The sequence below is a fragment of the Alloscardovia theropitheci genome (genome assembly GCF_004332295.1).
Taxonomy (GTDB): domain Bacteria; phylum Actinomycetota; class Actinomycetes; order Actinomycetales; family Bifidobacteriaceae; genus Alloscardovia; species Alloscardovia theropitheci.
The window spans coordinates 20,133-39,703 of sequence record NZ_RXLP01000001.1; the positions used below are offsets into that span (position 1 = coordinate 20,133).

General features: G+C 42.2%; 17 protein-coding genes. 12 read left to right on the forward strand and 5 right to left on the reverse strand.

Features of this window, described 5'->3' with window-relative positions:
* Positions 1-545: 545 nt before the first annotated feature.
* From trpB to EJ419_RS00130, 9 genes are all read left to right on the forward strand, one after another.
* On the forward strand, positions 546-1,739 hold the full coding sequence (trpB, locus tag EJ419_RS00090) for a tryptophan synthase subunit beta (RefSeq protein WP_131282891.1): 1,194 nt from the start codon (positions 546-548) through the stop codon (positions 1,737-1,739).
* A gap of 159 nt (positions 1,740-1,898) precedes the next feature.
* Positions 1,899-2,246: a TIGR04076 family protein gene (locus EJ419_RS00095; protein WP_205668783.1), complete on the forward strand. Its 348-nt coding sequence runs from the start codon at positions 1,899-1,901 to the stop codon at positions 2,244-2,246.
* A gap of 236 nt (positions 2,247-2,482) precedes the next feature.
* The gene (locus tag EJ419_RS00100; protein WP_131282893.1) at positions 2,483-3,625 is read left to right on the forward strand and encodes an aldo/keto reductase; all 1,143 of its coding nucleotides are present in this window, start codon (positions 2,483-2,485) and stop codon (positions 3,623-3,625) included.
* Between the two features lie 45 nt (positions 3,626-3,670).
* Positions 3,671-5,179: a Na+/H+ antiporter NhaC family protein gene (locus tag EJ419_RS00105; protein WP_131282894.1), complete on the forward strand. Its 1,509-nt coding sequence runs from the start codon at positions 3,671-3,673 to the stop codon at positions 5,177-5,179.
* A gap of 145 nt (positions 5,180-5,324) precedes the next feature.
* Positions 5,325-5,741, forward strand: a complete 417-nt coding sequence (locus EJ419_RS00110; RefSeq protein WP_205668784.1) for a DUF1294 domain-containing protein — start codon at positions 5,325-5,327, stop codon at positions 5,739-5,741.
* A 148-nt stretch (positions 5,742-5,889) separates the two neighbouring features.
* Positions 5,890-6,369, forward strand: coding sequence for a 23S rRNA (pseudouridine(1915)-N(3))-methyltransferase RlmH (rlmH, locus tag EJ419_RS00115; RefSeq protein ID WP_131282895.1), 480 nt, complete (start codon positions 5,890-5,892; stop codon positions 6,367-6,369).
* Between the two features lie 148 nt (positions 6,370-6,517).
* Positions 6,518-7,651 (forward strand): VanZ family protein, encoded by a 1,134-nt coding sequence (locus tag EJ419_RS00120; RefSeq protein ID WP_131282896.1) that lies wholly within the window; start codon positions 6,518-6,520, stop codon positions 7,649-7,651.
* Positions 7,652-7,802: 151 nt separating this feature from the next.
* A complete protein-coding gene (locus EJ419_RS00125; protein ID WP_131282897.1) occupies positions 7,803-9,056 on the forward strand; it encodes an MFS transporter in 1,254 nt (417 codons plus the stop codon).
* Positions 9,053-9,298 carry a DUF1653 domain-containing protein gene (locus EJ419_RS00130; RefSeq protein ID WP_131282898.1) on the forward strand — a complete coding sequence of 82 codons (246 nt, stop codon included), beginning with the start codon at positions 9,053-9,055 and terminating at the stop codon, positions 9,296-9,298. The genes EJ419_RS00125 and EJ419_RS00130 overlap by 4 nt, the downstream gene beginning before the upstream one ends.
* 62 nt (positions 9,299-9,360) lie before the next feature.
* Here EJ419_RS00130 and EJ419_RS00135 read toward each other — a convergent pair whose 3' ends face one another.
* A complete protein-coding gene (locus EJ419_RS00135) occupies positions 9,361-10,560 on the reverse strand; it encodes a MalY/PatB family protein (RefSeq protein WP_131282899.1) in 1,200 nt (399 codons plus the stop codon).
* The gene (locus tag EJ419_RS00140; protein WP_131282900.1) at positions 10,560-11,426 is read right to left on the reverse strand and encodes a DUF3737 family protein; all 867 of its coding nucleotides are present in this window, start codon (positions 11,424-11,426) and stop codon (positions 10,560-10,562) included. Before EJ419_RS00140 ends, EJ419_RS00135 begins: the two co-directional genes overlap by 1 nt.
* 292 nt (positions 11,427-11,718) lie before the next feature.
* On the opposite strand from EJ419_RS00140, the gene EJ419_RS00145 reads away from it, so the two are divergent.
* The gene (locus EJ419_RS00145) at positions 11,719-12,771 is read left to right on the forward strand and encodes a DUF5692 family protein (RefSeq protein WP_131282901.1); all 1,053 of its coding nucleotides are present in this window, start codon (positions 11,719-11,721) and stop codon (positions 12,769-12,771) included.
* Positions 12,772-12,858: 87 nt separating this feature from the next.
* On the opposite strand, the gene EJ419_RS00150 is transcribed toward EJ419_RS00145, so the two are convergent.
* Entirely contained in the window at positions 12,859-14,277 is a 1,419-nt protein-coding gene (locus EJ419_RS00150; protein WP_131282902.1) for a nucleobase:cation symporter-2 family protein, read from the reverse strand.
* A gap of 133 nt (positions 14,278-14,410) precedes the next feature.
* Positions 14,411-14,989, reverse strand: a complete 579-nt coding sequence (locus EJ419_RS00155; protein ID WP_131282903.1) for a xanthine phosphoribosyltransferase — start codon at positions 14,987-14,989, stop codon at positions 14,411-14,413.
* A 207-nt stretch (positions 14,990-15,196) separates the two neighbouring features.
* Between EJ419_RS00155 and EJ419_RS00160 the strand changes: the two genes are divergently transcribed.
* Positions 15,197-18,160, forward strand: a complete 2,964-nt coding sequence (locus EJ419_RS00160; protein ID WP_131282904.1) for an ATP-dependent helicase — start codon at positions 15,197-15,199, stop codon at positions 18,158-18,160.
* Positions 18,161-18,419: 259 nt separating this feature from the next.
* Positions 18,420-19,046 carry a 30S ribosomal protein S4 gene (gene rpsD, locus EJ419_RS00165; RefSeq protein WP_131282905.1) on the forward strand — a complete coding sequence of 209 codons (627 nt, stop codon included), beginning with the start codon at positions 18,420-18,422 and terminating at the stop codon, positions 19,044-19,046.
* Between the two features lie 167 nt (positions 19,047-19,213).
* On the opposite strand, the gene EJ419_RS00170 is transcribed toward rpsD, so the two are convergent.
* The gene (locus tag EJ419_RS00170) at positions 19,214-19,564 is read right to left on the reverse strand and encodes a phage holin family protein (RefSeq protein WP_240680280.1); all 351 of its coding nucleotides are present in this window, start codon (positions 19,562-19,564) and stop codon (positions 19,214-19,216) included.
* Positions 19,565-19,571: the final 7 nt, after the last annotated feature.

Below are 19,571 nucleotides of genomic sequence, written 5' to 3' on the forward strand. Positions count from 1 at the left end.
AATCACGGTTTTTCGAAGGGTTAGTTTATTCAATTAACTAACTAAAGGCGTGTCGGGAATATATACGGCGTGTCGATAATTCATCGAATCTGGCACCCATTTCACAATGTGATACTTGTCGGCGTGTTTATCTAGATGGACATGGTAACTTAGCTAACAACACTTTTGAATCGTTTTATGAAAGGAGCATAACATGCAGTATCTGTCCTACGCAGTTGAACTCAATACATGTGATTTCGATGCATGGCGTAGCTGGCGTGCTTGGCGCACCTGGCAAGGATAGATTGCATGTATGTTCTCTTCACATAGATGCAACTGATGCAAAAGCACATGTATCTATGTGGGATTCTTATATTAAGCTGTAACGCATAATTCGATAGTTCACCCATCTAGATACGAAGCTAGATGGGTTTTGTTTATTACATTCCAAGCAAACATAAAATCATAAATACTCATATGAAAGGAAATCGAGCATGAAGCGATGGCGTATCTTGTCAGCCCAAGAAATGTGACAAACGTAAACAACAAACTAAAAGGATGACAAAATGACAAACAACAACGGTTACTTCGGACAATTTGGCGGAAGCTTCGTACCAGAACCAATTCAAAAGCTTCTCGATGAACTTGAAACAACTTTCAATACATACAAAGACGATCCGCAATTCCTAGAAGAATACCACGGTTATCTCAAGGATTATGCAGGACGTGAAACGCCTCTGTACTTTGCGCAGTCGTTAACGAATTATCTTGGTGGGGCAAAAATTTATCTGAAGCGTGAAGATCTCAATCATCTTGGTTCTCATAAGCTTAATAACGTTTTAGGGCAAATTCTCCTTGCTAAGCGCATGGGCAAAACTCGAGTAATCGCTGAAACTGGTGCAGGTCAGCATGGTGTTGCAACTGCTGCTGCAGCAGCTCGATTTGGAATGGAATGTGACGTGTACATGGGGGCGGTCGATGTTGAGCGCCAAAAACTCAATGTATTTCGTATGGAACTCATGGGAGCGACAGTTCATCCAGTTGATGCAGGAACTGGTACATTAAAGAACGCAGTAGATGCTGCTTTTGCTGCTTGGATGGAAGATCTCAATGCTTTCTACGTGCTCGGGTCAGCGGTAGGTCCACATCCATATCCGACAATAGTGCACGAATTCCAAAAAGTTATTTCTGAAGAGTCCAGACGACAGATTCTTGAAAAAGAAGGGCGACTTCCAGATGCTGTTATTGCATGCGTTGGTGGTGGCTCTAATGCTATTGGTGCGTTCTCAGAATATATCAACGATCATGAGGTAAAGCTTATCGGCGTAGAAGCTACCGGTAAGGGACTTGATACTCACATGCATGCAGCAACGATGGAAAAGGGCACTGTTGGAATCATTGATGGTATGAAAACATATTCCTTGTTTAAGGATAATGGTGAAGTTGCTGATGTGTATTCCATCTCTGCAGGGCTTGATTACCCAGGAGTTGGTCCTGAGCATGCATTCTTTAAGGACAGTGGTCGTGCTCAATATACAGGAGCCACTGACGAGGACGCAATTAATGCGCTTATTACCTTGTCTAAAACTGAAGGAATTTTGCCGGCGATAGAAAGTTCCCATGCTTTAGCAGAAGCTATTCGTTTAGCTCCAACTATGAATCCAGATCAGATAATTATCGTGAATGTTTCTGGTCGTGGAGATAAAGATGTGCAATCGGTTATGGACTATCTCGAAAAGAATACAGATAGAAACGAATGAATATCCGCTGTGCCATAGTTCGCACAAACTGAATTGATACTTGGCGAGGCATGATATGCCCCTCTAATTATTGTGTCTCGTCAACTTTAAACCGTGTCAATACTGCGTAATTAATTAATTGTTTGATTGTGGCATATCCACGAAATGAAAGAACTTAACATGACGAATAATAAAGCATCTCATCAGTTTGAACTCTACACGCTGAAAGTTGAGGTAGTGGAGACTGGTCGTGCCTTTGTATGCAGTCATCATGTAGGCGATTATTTTCTGGTTGAGGGGGAAAATCTTATATTTGAGCACACTACATCATTTTCCATGTATGCGCTCGCAGCATTACTCCCATTACTGCCTGCAAAACAACGTCCGCTACAAGATGCTGACTGGATGCTCAGTGATGCGCTCATTGCATGCCCTGATCCTCATTGTGGAGCTGCTTTCAAAATTACCCGCATGAATAAACGCAACTTTAATCATGAAGATGCGACTATAGTTCCCATGCCAGAGTAATTCTTATTGCAGAGTCATTCCAGTTTCATACACGGGTAACGGGTAATGGGTAAAGCGCAACTAGTCATTTACCGAGTTGCCATTTACCGGGTTCTGTTTACTAGTTGCATAGCAATGTATTGTGTTTTACAGCGAATTAAGCAATCTATGCAAAGAAAGGCCATAGTCTGTTTGAAGAAAGTTATGGCTTCATAAACTAACTACAATAAACTAACTACAAGAAGAGAAGAATAAAGATGAAGTATAACGAAACCTCTCTTAATGATATTTCAGAGGCGATTCCTCGTGCACAATTGGCGCCCGGCTATTCTATCGCCCGAGTGCTCAATGGATTATGGCAGTTGTCTCCAGGTCACAGTCTTACTGGAGCATTGGATATGGAGGATATTCAATATGCCTTCAATAAGCTCGTTGACTATGGATTCACGACATTTGATTTAGCTGATATTTATATCGGTGCTGAAGATGCGTTGGGCACATTTTTACGTTCACTTCGCAGTCATAGCTCTTTAACGCCTCAAGATATTCAGATTCATGAAAAATATGTTCCGGACTACGATATTCTCAGCACTGTTAAGTTTGAAGATACACAACGTATCATCGACCGAAGTCTGAAAAAATTAGGTCGAGATTATATTGATGTGATTCAGTATCATTGGTGGGATTACAACATTGATCGTTACGTTGATGTAGCTCAAAATCTTGTTAAATTACAAGAGCAAGGAAAGATACGGTATATAGGTGTAACCAACTTTGATACTGAACATATGAAGGCATTAGTGGATGGCGGTATACCTGTTATTTCATGTCAAAGTCAGTATTCGGTTTTTGATCATCGTGTCGAAAAGACAATGATTGAGTATGGAAAGGCTGCTGGTATTCAGCAAATTTGCTATGGAACATTAGCAGGAGGTTTGCTTAGTGAAAGGTATATGGGTTCTGATCGCAAAAACGCTAATAACAATGAGCAGATGTCGGCTTCGTTAGCGCAGCCTGAAACCCGGTCTCAGGTTAAGTATCAACAAATTATTGAAGCAAGCGTAGGGCAAGATGGATATCAAGAACTTCTCGTGCTTCTTAACGATATAGCTAAATCGCATGATGTTCACATCGCTCAAATCGCAACGCGTTATATCCTCGACAAAGAAGGCGTAGCTGCAACAATTATTGGGATCAGAAATTCAAAGCATGTTCATGATAATGCGAAAATTTTCAGTTTTGATCTCAGCGATTACGATCGAGAACGAATTGATAATTTCTTACACCAATATCCGACGGTTCCTGGTGAACCATATGAGCTAGAACGCGATCCTCATTCTATTTTCCGCTCCATAATTCGTATGAATGAAGCAGAAGGGTCATCACACGCATCACAATGATGTGCCGAGTATAAACGTGTACTGCCAGAAAAGAGAGAAATATTTATGTACAGCCACTCTACAAAAGAAGAATTTCCTAGTAATGCATCTCATCACGAGGAGTTTAACGAGAAAGATTTTGCATCTCCTACTCTAGAATTTTATGGAGGAAAACTCAGCGCATTACTACCTATAATTATCTTTCTTGGATTTTGTATTACCTTCTTCGTGGTACTCAAAGCTTTCGATATGAGTGCTTTATCCATGGCAGCTCTTATATCCTTGATGCTTACGGCGTTGCTCGCGAAGGGTAAAAATAGGACTCAGACATACTGGAATGCTGTATATAATGGCGTAAAAGAATCTATTCCTATTCTTGTCCTTCTTCTAGCTATCGGGATTTTCTCGCAATTAATTAAGCTATCGAATTTATCAGGTGGATTTGTGTGGCTCGCAGATCTTGTGCATGTCGGGCCTGGACTCTTCACAGCTTTAACATTTGGGTTTGTGTGTATCATTGCAACCGCCACGGGCTCGTCCCTAGGAACTATGTTTACAGCATTTCCAATCTTTTATCCAGCTGGAGTATTGTTAGGTGCAGACCCGGCTTTTTTGGCTGCGGCGATTGTTGGTGGTGGAATTTTCGGAGATAATTTAGCTCCGATATCTGATACGACAATTATCTCGACATCCACACAGTATTATCGAGATCGTCAAACTACAGCCGATGTGGGTGGAGCCGTGCGTTCGCGCTTCAAATATTCGGCAATTGCAGGGATTGCAACTTTCCTTATCTTTGCATTCTTCGCAGGAAATTCGCAGACAGTACAAACAAATATACTAAGTAAAACCTCTGCTAATCCTCAATCATTATTTATGTTGATCCCAGTTGCCATTATGCTCATCGTTGCTGTACTTACAAAAGATATGTATATGGCGATTGTGCTGGGCGTACTTTGTGGAAGTGTTCTCGGACTATCAACAGGAATCCTTCATACAACCGATATTCTCAATGTCAAAGATGGTACACCAGGAGGATTCCTTATCGAGGGTGTTAATTCTATGACAAGCACAGTAATACTTGTTCTTTGTGTCTATGGAATTATGGGTGTGCTTAATGCCGCTGGAATACTCAGTACACTGGTTGACTTTCTCAGTAGGTCGCGTCTTGGGAAGAGCGTCATCGGAACCGAAATAATTATGATGCTCGGTATTACTTTTACCACTCTTATCTTTGGCGGAGTAACCTCAGCAGCCATGGCAACTTTCGGTAAAATCCACAATGAATTGGGAATGCGCATGAATCTACATCCGTATCGGCGAGCAAACTTACTTGATGGCTTCGCCAACTCTATAGCGCTATGCATACCATTTTTAAGCGTATTCGTATTTATCGGTTCACAATTGACTTCAGGATATGACAATATCGCTTCAGTGTCAGTAACAAATCTTGGAATGCATATGATCTACCCATTCTTGCTTTTCATTGTCCTTCTTGTATCTGTTGTCACAGGTTGGGGAAGAAGATTTGAAGGAGCTAACGGTGAACCTATTAAAGTGGTAGCACAATCGTAAAAAAATGCTTCTATCTCACACTCACATACGCATAAAAGGCCGACTAGGTTATATCATCAGTACTATTTACTATAGCTAAGAATGATAAGAACTTGGATCGGTCTTTTGTATGCGCGTGAACAAACACACAGTTGCATGGTGGTACATGCTAGCAATTTTTCTCAGTGTAAGCATGATGGTTCTTGCATGGAAACTGGAGTGGATTCATTTTGCCTATACAGGTGATGATCTTTTTGATATTGCGTTATATCGAAAAGATAGATTAATAAATATAGGGTGGTATTGCGTAATCATTAATACGCTCTCTTTTATCCTTTTCGGTATCGACAAATGGATAGCTAAACGAAACGGGAAAAATAAAAAATCTACACGCGCACACACAAGAATTCCCGAGTTCTGGCTACTAGGAAGCGCTTTCCTTGGCGGAACTATAGGATCAATTATCGCAATGGCAATTTTTCGACATAAGATAAATGACTGGTATTTTGTGTGGGAAGTACCGATATTTCTGTGCCTGCACGCTTGTTTATTCTTCTACATTCATGCTGTTGGAATTTTCTAAGTAAAATTCTTGCCATGCGTACGAATAACATCTGCATAAACTAGCTGTGATTGCAGATAGATACGTTCCGAGACACTTATATAAAGCTTACATAGTAGACTAACAGATACACATAGGTAAAGAATAGAAGCGTACATGAGAGCAGCATATGAATATTACAGTTATAGCCGTGGGGAAGTTGAAAGAAAAATTCTGGAAACAAGCAATTGATGAATACGCTAAACGTTTAAACGCATACTGTAAATTCAGCATCATAGAATTACCTGATGAAAAAACTCCAAATAATGCGAGCGAAAAAGAAGATGAAATAATTCTCGATAAAGAAGGACAGCGCATTCTACAAAAAATTGGAGTTGATGATTATGTGGTCGCGCTCGCTATTGAGGGCAAGCTTGTAACAAGCGAAGATTTAGCGTCGCGTATCGAAGCATGTGCACTTCAGGGTAAAAGTAAAATCACTTTTATCATTGGAGGATCATTAGGCTTATCGTCACAGGTAAAGAAGAGAGCGAACGAATTAGTATCATTTGGTCGAATCACCATGCCTCATCAATTAGCGCGCGTGGTCTTGAGCGAACAAATTTATCGTTCCTATCGCATAATTAATCACCAGGCATACCATAAATAATTAAATGATGACGAGTAGGAGACACAATCTTCTTCGTAGCGCATGCTAGCCTTGGAGTCCAAATTATGCGCGTGACATGTGGCACCTACACGATATTTGAGACACTCAATAACGTGTACAGTGCGAGCAACTATATGAGGAGGATAGGATGAGTGCATATTTAGGACCATTGCGTACGGCGGTTATAGCATTTCCTTTCATAGCTGCACTAATCGTGCTGCCAGTATATATTTACCAATATCGTAAATTCGGTTTCGTTAATAAATTAAGGCTTGCTACGATTTATGCTTTTGTCCTGTACATGATATGCGCATATTTCTTGGTAATTTTGCCTTTGCCTTCAACGCGAGATATTATTTCGCTCCTGGGCACGAATCGCCAAACGTATGATTTGGTACCGTTTTCATCTATCCATGACATCATTAATGAAACACAGGTAATGTGGTCGAATCCGCATACATATATTCATCTGCTGAAAGAACGCGCATTCCTACAAGTTGCTTTTAATTTCTTGCTAACAGTGCCATTTGGTGTATTTATGCGGTATCTATTTAATCGAAAATTGGGGCAGACAATTTTATTCACTTTTTGTCTGACGCTTTTCTTCGAAATAAGCCAGTTGACAGGATTATTCTGGATTTATAATGCACCGTATCGTCTCTTCTCTGTAGATGATCTTATCCAAAATACCTGTGGAGGGATTCTCGGATACATAGTGACTCCGATTATTACGTGGTTTATACCTTCACTTGAAGATGTCGATCGAAAGAAGGAACGAAAAATAAACAGCGTAGGCACCATACGCAGGCTTGTAGCGATGGCAATAGATTTATTTGTCGTAGATTTTATTACAGGAATTCTTTCGAGCGTGACGATGATGCAGTCTCTTCAATGGGTTTTCTTCATCGCGATATTAATTCTTTACTTTATTACTTTCGCGTATATTACGCAGGGCTTTACTATTGGCAAATGGCTCCTAAGGTTGCGTTTAGCTAATGATGATGGACGGCTATACTTATGGCCATTGATTGTTCGAGAAACGACATTCTTTGGCGCTGTATGGGGTATGAATAGATTATTTACCTTCTTACTTAATTCTGTACAAAATCACCCAATTATCATGCTTGGGTTATTCCTTATAGCGGCTTTGTACAATGTGATACTTGTGATTAATTTCTTATGGAATATCCGAAGTCGAGAATTCTTCCACGACCGACTTTCTGGCGTAACAGATATAGCGGTAGCGCCTCATCGCAGTTCGTATAACGCGACAAAAGAATAATTTATAACCTTTTTATCGCAAAGCTGTGGCTACCCGTGTGTCCTTTTGTATGATTGGTACTCTTAGTGTGTTCATGCGCATTGACGTGTGGGCACACTAAAATTTATGTATGTAGATACATACATGCAACGATGCGAGGTTTGAGTCACACATGGTACATCTACTGAGAGTACATCATGAACACCGCGGTCATGGGCATTCGCATGAATCTCATGGTCTTGAAGCATCTTTCCTCATTCTTGCAGGCCTTATAATGCGTGCACCTATTGTGGTGTTACCTTTGTATATTGTGCAAATGGCGCGTGAGATGAACCATGATCCGCAAAGTTTCGGAATCTTAACGAGCTTGCCATTGTTAATGTTCGTCCTCGTGTCTATGTGTGTACCATGGCTTGTGTCTCGCATTAACCTTACTCGTACGATGCAGTTGGGTAGCGCAGTTATTTTCATCGGTTGCTTAATGCGCATGCTGATGACGTGGCCGACCATGCTAGTAGCTACAGCACTTGTAGGTGCTGGTATAGCGATACTTAATATCTCTATGCCTACGATGGTATCTGAGCGCTTTAGTCACAAGCCAGGACTGTACACCACAGCATATAGTGCCGGAATGGTCGCTGGATCAGTAATTCTTGTTATGATTGATCCTTTTGTGACAGATCTTTTCGGATGGAAAGCGATGATGTGGCTTATGGTAGTAATGGCTTTTATACCAATGTTCCTCTCATTCTTTCTACCCGCAGTTACAGTCTCTACCACAGTAGAGAAGCGGAGTGGAGCGAAACTAAAGTTTCTCAAGGATCCGAGGACATGGCTTTTTATAGGAATGTTTGCTGGGCAATCATTCTTGAGCTATACACTCAGCGCCTGGCTGCCTAGCATGATGAACGCCGACCATGTAAGTGAAACAAGTTATACAATTGTCAATGTACTCTTTAATTTAGCAGGTATGCCGGTTTCTCTTATTATTCCTCTTTTTATCGCGCGAACGAGAAGACGCTATCATATCTATCTATTGGGCACTTTGACAGCAGTTCAGATTGCTATCGTGGCGCTGTATAGATGGCATACTGAAATGGGTGAAGTATACTGGTACCTCTTCGGAACGATTGCGTGCTTATTCTTTACTACAATATTCGTGATGGCGTTGACTTTCTACCCGATAAAATCAGCAACCTCCGCCGACACCGCTGATATTTCCGGTATTTCTCAATCATTGGGTTATCTCATCGCATCAACTGGCCCGGTCATGTATGGTGCAATGTACGGAACTGACATGCCGACGATTTCTTTTGCGTGGTCCATGGCTATTGCGGTTCTTGTCACTGCATGGTGCACTTGGCAAGTAATTAGAATCAATAAATTTGGTCTACAAATGTTGGGACGAAAGAAGCACAACTCATGACATCGCGAACTATACGTATACATGGAATTTATCGTCATTTTAAGGGAAACTTCTATATTGTAGAAGATCTTGCTCAAGATAGTGAAACGATGCAAGAGATGGTAGTGTACCGCAAATTATATGATGATAGATCACTATGGGTGCGACCTGCGGATATGTTTTTATCTGAGGTCGATCATGATAAATATCCTGATGTCACACAGAAATTTAGGTTTGAAGAAATTCAGTTGGGTGACCATTGATTTCACATAATGCTGGATTTCGCATAATGATGATGGTCACCCTGAGCTAAGCACTCGGCTATCTATGACAGATAATTATGTACAGCTGAAATGAAGCGATTTACGCCATCTTCAACACGATAACGCTGAGTAGCCACATTCATGCGAATGAACGATTTACCGTTTGCCCCATAAATTTCTCCAGAAGCAAGTTTTAATCCGGTAGTTGTATAAATATAATCCACGAGATCTTGCGCATTATCTGTTATGGCGGAACAATCGAGCCATAGAAGGTAAGTTGCGTTGCTTTCTGTTATTCGAGTACGGATGTTGGCATTGGTAATTTTTTCAGTCGCGTAATCTTTATTTGCCTGAATATATGAATTTAATTCATTAAGCCATTGTTCGCAGCGCGTATATGCTGCTATAACAGCTCTGCATGCAAATGAATTAGGCTCGGCCACCTCATCATTATTAATTCCTCTTTCGAAACGTGCTCGAATACGAGGATTATCAATCATGGCATACGCAGCATGGATTCCAGCTGTATTAAATGCTTTTGAAGGAGATGCGCATGTAATTGCTACGTCACGGCATACATCGCTTGCGCTAGCAAATGGAATATGCGCTAAGCCTGGGCGTACCACTTCGCAATGAATTTCATCGGATAAAATAATTACCCCGTACTTATCAGCTAAATCGCCTAAACGGGATAAATCTTCTTTCGACCATATATTTCCCGTAGGATTATGGGGATTGCACAAAATCATCATAGTAGTAAGAGGATCGCTGAATGCATTTTCTAATGCGTCAAAATCCATGGAGTATACGTTTTCTTCAGCATCATGAGTTAAAGGCACTTCATATACTCTGCGACCGTTGTTGACAATAGAGTTATAGAATATGTTATATACAGGAGGTTGTACTACTATTTTTTCGGCAACATTCGTAAGAGAACGAACGGCCGATGAGATAGCTGGCACCACGCCAGAAACGAAAATAATGTTACTTGGGTCAATTAAAAAATGATGACGATTCTTCCACCAAGAACTGATAGTTTGACCAAATTCATCAGGAATATCACTGTAGCCGAAAGTGCCATTAGCAGCTCGGTCAAGTATTGCTTGCTTAACCGCTGGGGCAGTTTCAAAATCCATATCGGCAATCCACATGGGAAGATAGTCTCTGTCAGGAGTGTTAGATTCCTGTAACTGTTCCTGTGGGCTTGACCATTTGACTGAATCAATATTGGTGCGTAGCGTAGGCTCGTCAAAATTAAACATCAGTTGTCCTTCAAACTCAAAGAATTATTAGTTTTAATCTTAGTCGCGCTAGGGTCGATATCGGGATCGTCGAAGATAATATTATCGATATGGGGTGCGGCAATTAAACCATTTATAGGATTTTTGATACTCAGAACGGGTGAAGTAATCTGCGCATCAATATCGCTACAATATTCAAATGCTAAATCTGTGTTTCGCACAATGCAATTCTTGAGCGTAAGTCCATCAATGTAGCATAATCCCTGATTGCTCTCGATAACACAATTAATAAACGTCAAATTCTTAGAATTCCAACCGATATATTCGCCGGTAATAACGGAGTCATATACAGTTACATTTTCGGTATTCCATAAAGCATCTTTTGTAGCGAGATGAGAATTGCGGATGACGATATTCTTTCCGCCATCAAATGCGTAATTTCCATCAATCTTGACATTATCAAGATTGATATTGCTACTGTTCATACCAAAGTAGTCTCCACGAACATTGACATTCGTCATGGTGATGTCACTGCAGTTCCATAATGTTTCGTCTGCATACGGGATAGAAGAATTGGCGATAGTAATGTGCGATGACTTACGGAAAGTTTTTGGTGCATTAATAGCGCTGTTATCGATAGAAATATTGTGCGTATACCAAATTCCTGAACGTGCCGTCTCAAGTAACGTTGAATGAGACAAGGAAACGTTGCGACAATACCATAACGGATACTTCCAACCAAATGTTGTGTCACTAATGGTCAATTCGTCGGATTCCTTAAGAGGGGACTCACCGTCATCGAAAGTGGAATGCTCTATATGAGCATCATGAGTCTTAAAGAGTGCTCGCTCGCCTGTAAAATGTTTAAAAATATAGTGTGAAGTCATAATGTCCTTGGAAAAGTACGCTAATTTTCTCAACTTGTTTACAATGTACCACTTGATTCATAGCTAAATTGATGAATGCTAGGCGTTTTTGCATTTAGCATAACCGCTGAGGACATCACTTTATGAGATGTGGATATGTATGGTTATAATTGACATTTTTTGTGATATGTCAACCTTTGATTTTTTTTAGAAAACTTGTGAAATAATATCAATAGAGACGTTTATAACGTTATAAAACAGTGATGATGCACAACATCAGCATCACAATGAAGTGAAAGACGAGGAGAACAGAATGCTGTTTCAGGTCTATGGTGCTAATGCTGCTACTCAATGGCTCGGATGGGTCATGGTTTTTGTGGCTTTAATTGCATTAAATGAGTTTGCACGACGTTCCAAGGCGGGCGGACTAATTATGTTCGCTGCTCTGCCGGCTGTTATGACGGTTTACTGCATTACAGTAGTTACTGCTGCAGCAATGGGAGCGAGTTGGGGAGTTAATAATCCGACGGTGGTATTTGCCAATGGCTGGTTCCATTACGCTAAGGTTTATGCTGCTCTTGCAGGATGTATCGGCTTTATGGCAATCAAGTATCGTTGGGGAAAGATTGGCAAAGCACGATGGTTCCGCGCATTCCCATTTGTAATCGTCGCGATTAATATTTTGATTGCTGTGGTATCTGACTTTGAATCTGCAGTGCACTTCTTTACTGGAAATTACACAATGCTCAACGGTTCTCCTGTATGGACTACATCCGAGCATATTACAGTGGTTACCGGATGGCACAACGTATTCAACGGTATCGCTGGCTTGATCAATATCTTCTGCATGACCGGATGGTGGGCAGTTTACTCTTCTAAGAAGAAGGACGACATGATCTGGGCGGATATGACATGGGTCTTTATCCTCTCATATGATGTATGGAACTTCTGCTATACCTACAATAATTTGCCAAACCATGCATGGTATTGTGGTTTTGCTTTGCTTTTGGCTCCAACAGTTGCTAATGCTCTCTGGAATAAGGGTGGATGGATCCAAAATCGAGCAAATACCTTAGCAATTTGGTGCATGTTCGCACAAGTACTACCACAATTCCAAACGTCTATGCCAGAACTTGGAGTGGATAGCCCATTCGCGGTTCAATCAACGATGAATGCAAATGCGAACTTGACAGTATCGGTTATCTCGCTCGTAGCCAATATTGCCGCCATTGCATACATTATCTACCGCGCTAAGAAGCAACATGTCAATCCATTTACGCATGAAGTATTTGCTGGAACTCGTGACTATGAGCAGGCAAAGACTCGTATTGATGAGTTTGATAAAGAAGCTGTTCTTGCGGTATAAGTTGGTCGCGGAACGAACCCTATAATATGACGTGGGCCTCGATAGTTTGCTATCGGGCCCACGTTTTAGTAAGAAAGGGAATGAGTACTATTCGTTATCTGAAGACTCATCATTTTCCGTGTCAGCAGCATCTGCGAGGAAGTGCTTTTCGTCTGGGAGAATCCAGCTAAGGAGCAATGCTACAACGAAAGCGATTGCAATAGCATTTGAGAATACCGACTGGAAAAGCTGTGGGAAGTGCTGGAAGATACCCGTTGCTTGGGTAAAGCCAATTCCGATGGTTAAAGCTAAGGTCACAATTGTAATGTTGCGATTAGTAAAGCCTGCTTTAGCAATCATCTGGATACCAGCAAGAACGATAGAACCAAACATCATTATGGTGCATCCGCCTAAAACAGCTTGAGGTAGGGAATTAAAGACAGCAGCAAAACCAGGGAAGAAGCTTGCCAAGATAAGGATAACTCCGCCTGAAAGTATAACTTTGCGGTTAACGACTTTGGTCATCGCGACTAGACCTACATTTTGTGCAAATGATGTCAACGGGAGAGCTCCAAAGAAACCAGAAATAGTAGAAATTAAACCATCACCAGCAATTGCGCCTGCTGTTTCACGCTCCGTTGGTTCACGGTTAAAACCAACCTGCGTCAACGAAGAAGTATTTCCTAATACTTCGACGGAAGAGACGACATACAGCAAAGCAAAAGTAACTATCGCATTGATATCAAACTTAATACCAAAAGGCATGAGCGGAGCAATGTGAGGTAAAGATACGATGTCAAGACCAGAGAATTTACTGAAATCAACCATTCCCGGAGCAATGCCAGTGAAAGTAAAAATAAGAGCAATAATATAGCCGACAATTAGTCCGAAGAGAACGGATAATTGCTTTGCTACACCCTTGGCCAGAAGCTGGAATGCTAAGCATGCCACGAGGGTAATAGTTGCAACTGTTAGATTCTGCCACGAACCGAAATCTTTAGAACCAGAACCACCCCCAAATGAGGTAGCGCCTGTGGATAAGAGTGAGAAACCGATAGTAGTGACAACTACTGCAGAAACGATAGTGCTGACGAAACGCTTCCAATATTGAGCCGTTAAACCGAGGATAAGCTCGATAAGACCACCAACGATGACAGCGCCTACAACTGCACCGTAACCGAGATTAGGGTCGCCAGCGATAATCGTTGCAGCGGCTACATATGTAAAAGAGATACCCGTGACAATTGGTAAGCGTCCACCGATGCGCCATAATGGGTACAACTGCAGACATGTACCCAAACCTGCAACGAGTAATGCAGAGCTGATAATCCATGCGCTCTGGTCAGCAGGAAGTTTCGCAGCGCCAGCTACGATTGCGATAGGGGTGAGGTTTGCCACAAACATGGCAAGAACGTGTTGGATTCCAAATGGAATACCTTTCCAAAAAGGAATTTTTCCATCGAGTTGACGAAGTGCTGCACTCGTGGCATGTGTATCATGCGCGGATGCGGTCGCTTGATTACTCATTTATATTTCTCTTTCTCTCCAATAAATGGTAAATAGAATCTTGCTCTTCATACGGTGTGAAAACCGTAATGAGACGTAATGAGATGAGCGAAGAAAATAAAAGGCTGTATGGTTGGAAACATACAGCCTAAGATTAGTTGAATTCAATAGTTCCTGTGGTCGCATCCATTGTGCGAACATTTGCTAATGATTCTACGCGATAACCGCGCTGGCGCAATGCATCTCCGCCACCTTGGAATCCTTTTTCGACAGCAATTGCAAATCCTTCGACAATGACACCAGCACTTTCGCAAATCTCAAGGAGGCCATTAAGCGCGTTACCGTTCGCAAGGAAATCGTCAATGATAAGGACATGCTCGCCTTCGTTCAAGAATCGCTTTCCGACGATTACAGGGAATTCTTTTTGCTTGGTAAAGGAATAAATAGTAGTGGAGTATTGCTCACCGTCAAGGTTGATGGACTGTGCTTTCTTGGCAAATACCACAGGTGCATTATTAAAATGACGTGCTGCGATGCATGCAATACCGATACCAGAAGCTTCGATAGTTAAAATTTTATCAATGCGAACACCTTTAAACAGTCGTGCCCATTCTTCCCCCATTTTATCGAAGAGAGCAACATCGCATTGATGATTGAGAAAAGCATCAACCTTCAGAACATCTCCAGGTTTGACAGTACCTTCTTCGCGAATACGATCTTCAAGAAGCTTCATAGAAACTCAATTCTTGTTTTATCTGTCGTCTGCTCGTTGAGCGTTAGTTATCTCAATGATATACGTCGTGAGCAGAACTGACACTGGTGTACGGAATATGTGTATAGCTTAACGCTTAGAGGTGACGTGGAATGTTGCTGAGTAATCACATAGATTTTCATGAGATTCTCGAGAATTTCTGTAAGGCTTATGTGCTAAAAAAGAGCAATGAGCTTCTCGCAATCCGGATTTGATTTCAGCAATTATTCTGATGATGATTTAGCATCGTCATACGCATCTTCATACACGTCATCGTATGGTAATGATGATACTTTACATGCGTCTCAAGCATCGACTATTTCTTTACCTCAAAGTGGGGAAGATACTCAAAAGCAATCTCGTAATGAGCGTGCTCTCGCTACGAATACATTTCAAAATCATGATAAGACTGGAGCAGTAAACCCAACGCAGAATAATTTTTATACCAATCCTGAAAAGCTTGTAGAAGGACTTAACAAGCAGCAGGATGAAGCGGTTCGATACGAAGGGCCGGCGTTGCTTATAGGCGCAGGTGCAGGGTCGGGTAAGACACGTGTACTTACAAGGCGCATTGCATGGGCATTAGCGAGTTGGCATGTATACCCAAGTCAAATATTAGCCATTACCTTTACTAATAAAGCTGCTGCAGAAATGAAAGAGCGTTTATCAGCGCTTATTGGTTCTGCTGCACAGAAAATGTGGGTATCTACTTTCCACTCTGCTTGCGTGCGCATTCTTCGTCGACATGGCGAAACAATTGGCCTGAAATCTGGTTTTTCTATATATGACACGGCTGATTGTGAGAGACTTATAAAGCTTATTGAGTCTGAACTTAATATTGATCCAAAACGTTTCACTCCGCGAAGCATGCTCGGTGCGATTTCGGACTATAAGAATCAATTAATTGGCTGGAAGGAAGCATTGCAACATGCTGCTTCCGACTATGTACCTGGACGACAAGGACAGCACATAGCTAATCTGGGCAATAACGAAGAAGTGTTTGCGGTTTGCTATGCCGAATATCAACATCGCCTGAAAGCTGCAAATTCAGTAGATTTTGACGATTTACTCACTCGCACGGTCGAATTACTGCGTACAAGTAGTGAAGCTCTCGAATTCTATCGTCGACGTTTTAGCCACATTTTCGTAGACGAGTATCAGGATACTAACCACGCTCAATATATTTTGATTCGTCTGCTTGCAAGTAAGGAACTACCTGAGGTTACACCGCAAATTCATCCAGCATGGGTTACTGTTGTAGGCGATTCAGATCAGTCTATTTATGCGTTCCGAGGCGCGGATATTTCAAATATCTTAGACTTCGAAAAGGATTTCGATAATGCTCGAACTATTATGCTTGAGCAAAATTATCGTTCGACGCAGAACATTTTGGATGCGGCGAATGCGGTTATTTCCCAAAATTCAAATCGTACTCCTAAGAAGCTATGGACAGATTTAGGAGAAGGCTCGAAGATTATCGGCTATGCTGCGGATAATGCTCAGCAAGAAGCTCAATGGATTGCGACTGAAATAGCGCGATTAGAGGGTGAGGGAGAATATCCTTACTCACAAATTGCGGTAATGTATCGCGCGAACGCACAGTCTCGGTCCATTGAAGAAGCTCTTATAAACGCAGGAATTCCGTATCAACTAGTCGGCGGCACTCGATTCTATGAACGTCGTGAAGTTAAAGATGCGATGGCATATGTCCAAGCAATTGCAAATCCTGCGGATGACGTAAATACTAGGCGTATTCTCAATGTGCCGAAACGTGGTCTTGGCGCAAGAGCAGAAGCTCAGCTGAATGAGGATGCTGCAAATCGCGGTGATACTTTCTGGAGTGCTATAGAATTTGTTGACAATAATCCTCAACTATCTTCTCGCAGTAAAAATAGTGTTATTGCTTTCCGTGAATTAATGCGATCATTGCGAGCTTTCGCACAAGAACATGACTCTCATCCCAGTGAAATAATCGCTGAAGTACTCGAAAAGAGCGGTCTCATTGAGGAATTGCGCCAATCACAAGACCCTCAAGATGCCACACGTGTGGATAATTTGAGTCAGCTACAATCAGTAGCTGCAGAGTATGAGCAAAATACTGCTGATGCTACATTAGCTGGTTTCCTTGAGACGACTGCACTTGTAGCGGATTCTGACCAGCTGCCAAGTGATGGTGAGGATCGGGGAACCGTTACACTCATGACTTTACACACTGCGAAGGGACTCGAATATCCCGTCGTCTTTCTTCCTGGAATGGAGCAGGGAACTTTCCCTCATTCTCGCAGTATTGAAGATGAGAAGGAACTTTCAGAGGAACGTCGTCTAGCATATGTAGGAATTACTCGCGCGCAGCGTAAGCTTTATGTAACTCGTGCTGCGGTTCGTTCGCAATGGGGACAAGCCTCGGATATGTTACCAAGTCAATTCCTCGACGAAATTCCAGCGCAATTAATCCATTGGGAGCGTAAAGAATCAACGATGGAACGCATGCGCAATAACTGGGAAAAATCAGACGATGAATTTGATACTTTCGACGATTACGATGATTTTTCAGACGGCTATGACGACAGTAATTGGTCAGGGTACAGTGGTTCCACGTATGGAAATTCCTATGGCAAGTCATATACAAGTTCTAGATCGACGTATGGCTCATCTTCGTATGGAACGTCTTACGGCTCTTCTTATGGAAGTAATGGTACGTCTTCCAGCTCAGTGAATGCTACACGTAACAGGTCAAGAAGTTCCTTTGGCGCGCGTTCATCTGACGGTCAATCCTCGCATATGCATTATGGTACTAGTAGTGTAAGTAGCTCGCGTACATCGCGGTATTTTCGGGGCAGTAGTAGTCAAGGTCAATCATCGTCGAATTCGTTTGGGAAGACCAGCTCGCGTAACGGCAAGGTTTCCACAAAACGAATTGCTGGCGATACTCAGACAGTTTCTGGGCAAAGTCCGAAGTCGCAGCAAACAAATACGCCGCGATATACTCTCAGTGATTTTAATGTGGGAGATAAAATTACTCATGACGAATATGGTCTAGGAACCATCGTGAGTCTTGAGGATAAAGGCCGTAACTCGGTTATGGTTGTTGACTTCGGCTCAGGCGGTACGAAGCGTCTGATGATTCGTCTTGCACCAGTTGAGAAACTTTAGCGACTTTCTAAATATCGGTGATGCTCTTACTTGTAGGTAATGCATAGTAGACTTCTGTTTGTTATGTGTCAAGGATCTTCTTGATATATAACTCTGGAGTCTTGGCCCATCTGCGGGTCGGTGGAAGTACTGGAAATTTGCGGTTCTTGGACTTTCATTAAACGTTGAACGGAAAATGTACAACGCTAAGCGCAGGAGTGGCTGACTCGGTGAACTCTTATGAGTTCATCTTGCATAACTACAACAGAAGGAAATACAAATGACTAAGATTCAGCGTGCACGCCGTCAGGTGCGTCTTTCTCGCGCCCTCGGCATCGCTTTGACTCCTAAGGCTCAGCGAATCTTCGAAAAGCGTCCATATGGTCCTGGTGAGCATGGTCGCGATCGTCGTCGTGCAGAGTCCGATTACGCAGTACGTTTGCGCGAGAAGCAGCGTCTTCGCGCACAATACGGCATCTCAGAAAAGCAGATGCGTGCGATTTATGAAAAGTCCCGTCGCGAAGCTGGCCAGACCGGTAACGCAATGTTGGTAAACCTCGAATCACGTCTCGATGCTCTTGTACTTCGTGCAGGTTTCGCACGTACAACCGCACAGGCACGTCAGTTCGTTGTTCACCGCCACATCCTCGTTGATGGAAACATTGTGGATCGCCCAAGCTACCATGTAAAGCCAGGTCAGACCATTCAGGTTAAGCCAAAGAGCCAGACCATGGAGCCATTCCAGGCAGCAGCTGAAGGTGTACACCGCGACGTTCTCCCAGCAGTTCCAGGTTACCTCGATGTCAATTTGGCAGCTCTCAAGGCTACATTGACTCGTAAGCCTGAGGTAGAAGAGATCCCAGTAACTGTTAACATTCAGTACGTAGTCGAACACTACTCTCGCTAAAAAGAACTGTGTTTCTGCTGTTTACACGGCAAATCCGCAGCAGAAACGAAACAACTATTACGGCATACTTACATACAACATGAGCCACCGTTCTCGTATGAGGCGGTGGCTCATGTTATGTATAGAGTTATATGCAGATATGTAGTTAATTTGAATTATGAGAGAAATTAGTCTGCAGCAATACCACTAAGAAGTGAAGAAGCGATAGAAATGACGATGGCACCTAGAATAGACCATCCCAAACCGTGAGCGATAATTCCAACACCAAAAACATTAGTCGCTATATTTGAAGCAAGTTCAAAGCACAAAGCATTGATAATGAGCGCACCAATACCGAAAGTAAAAATCGTAAATGGTATAGCAAGAATGTGCAAAATTGGTTTAATCGATGCGTTAATAAGTGCCATAAAGAGTGCAAAACTACCGTATGCAACCCATGCGTGATCTCCAATGGTGGAAATTCCAGGAATTAGCCACGCCGTAATACCCGTGGCAATGGTTAAAATTAGCCAATTCATAAGAAAA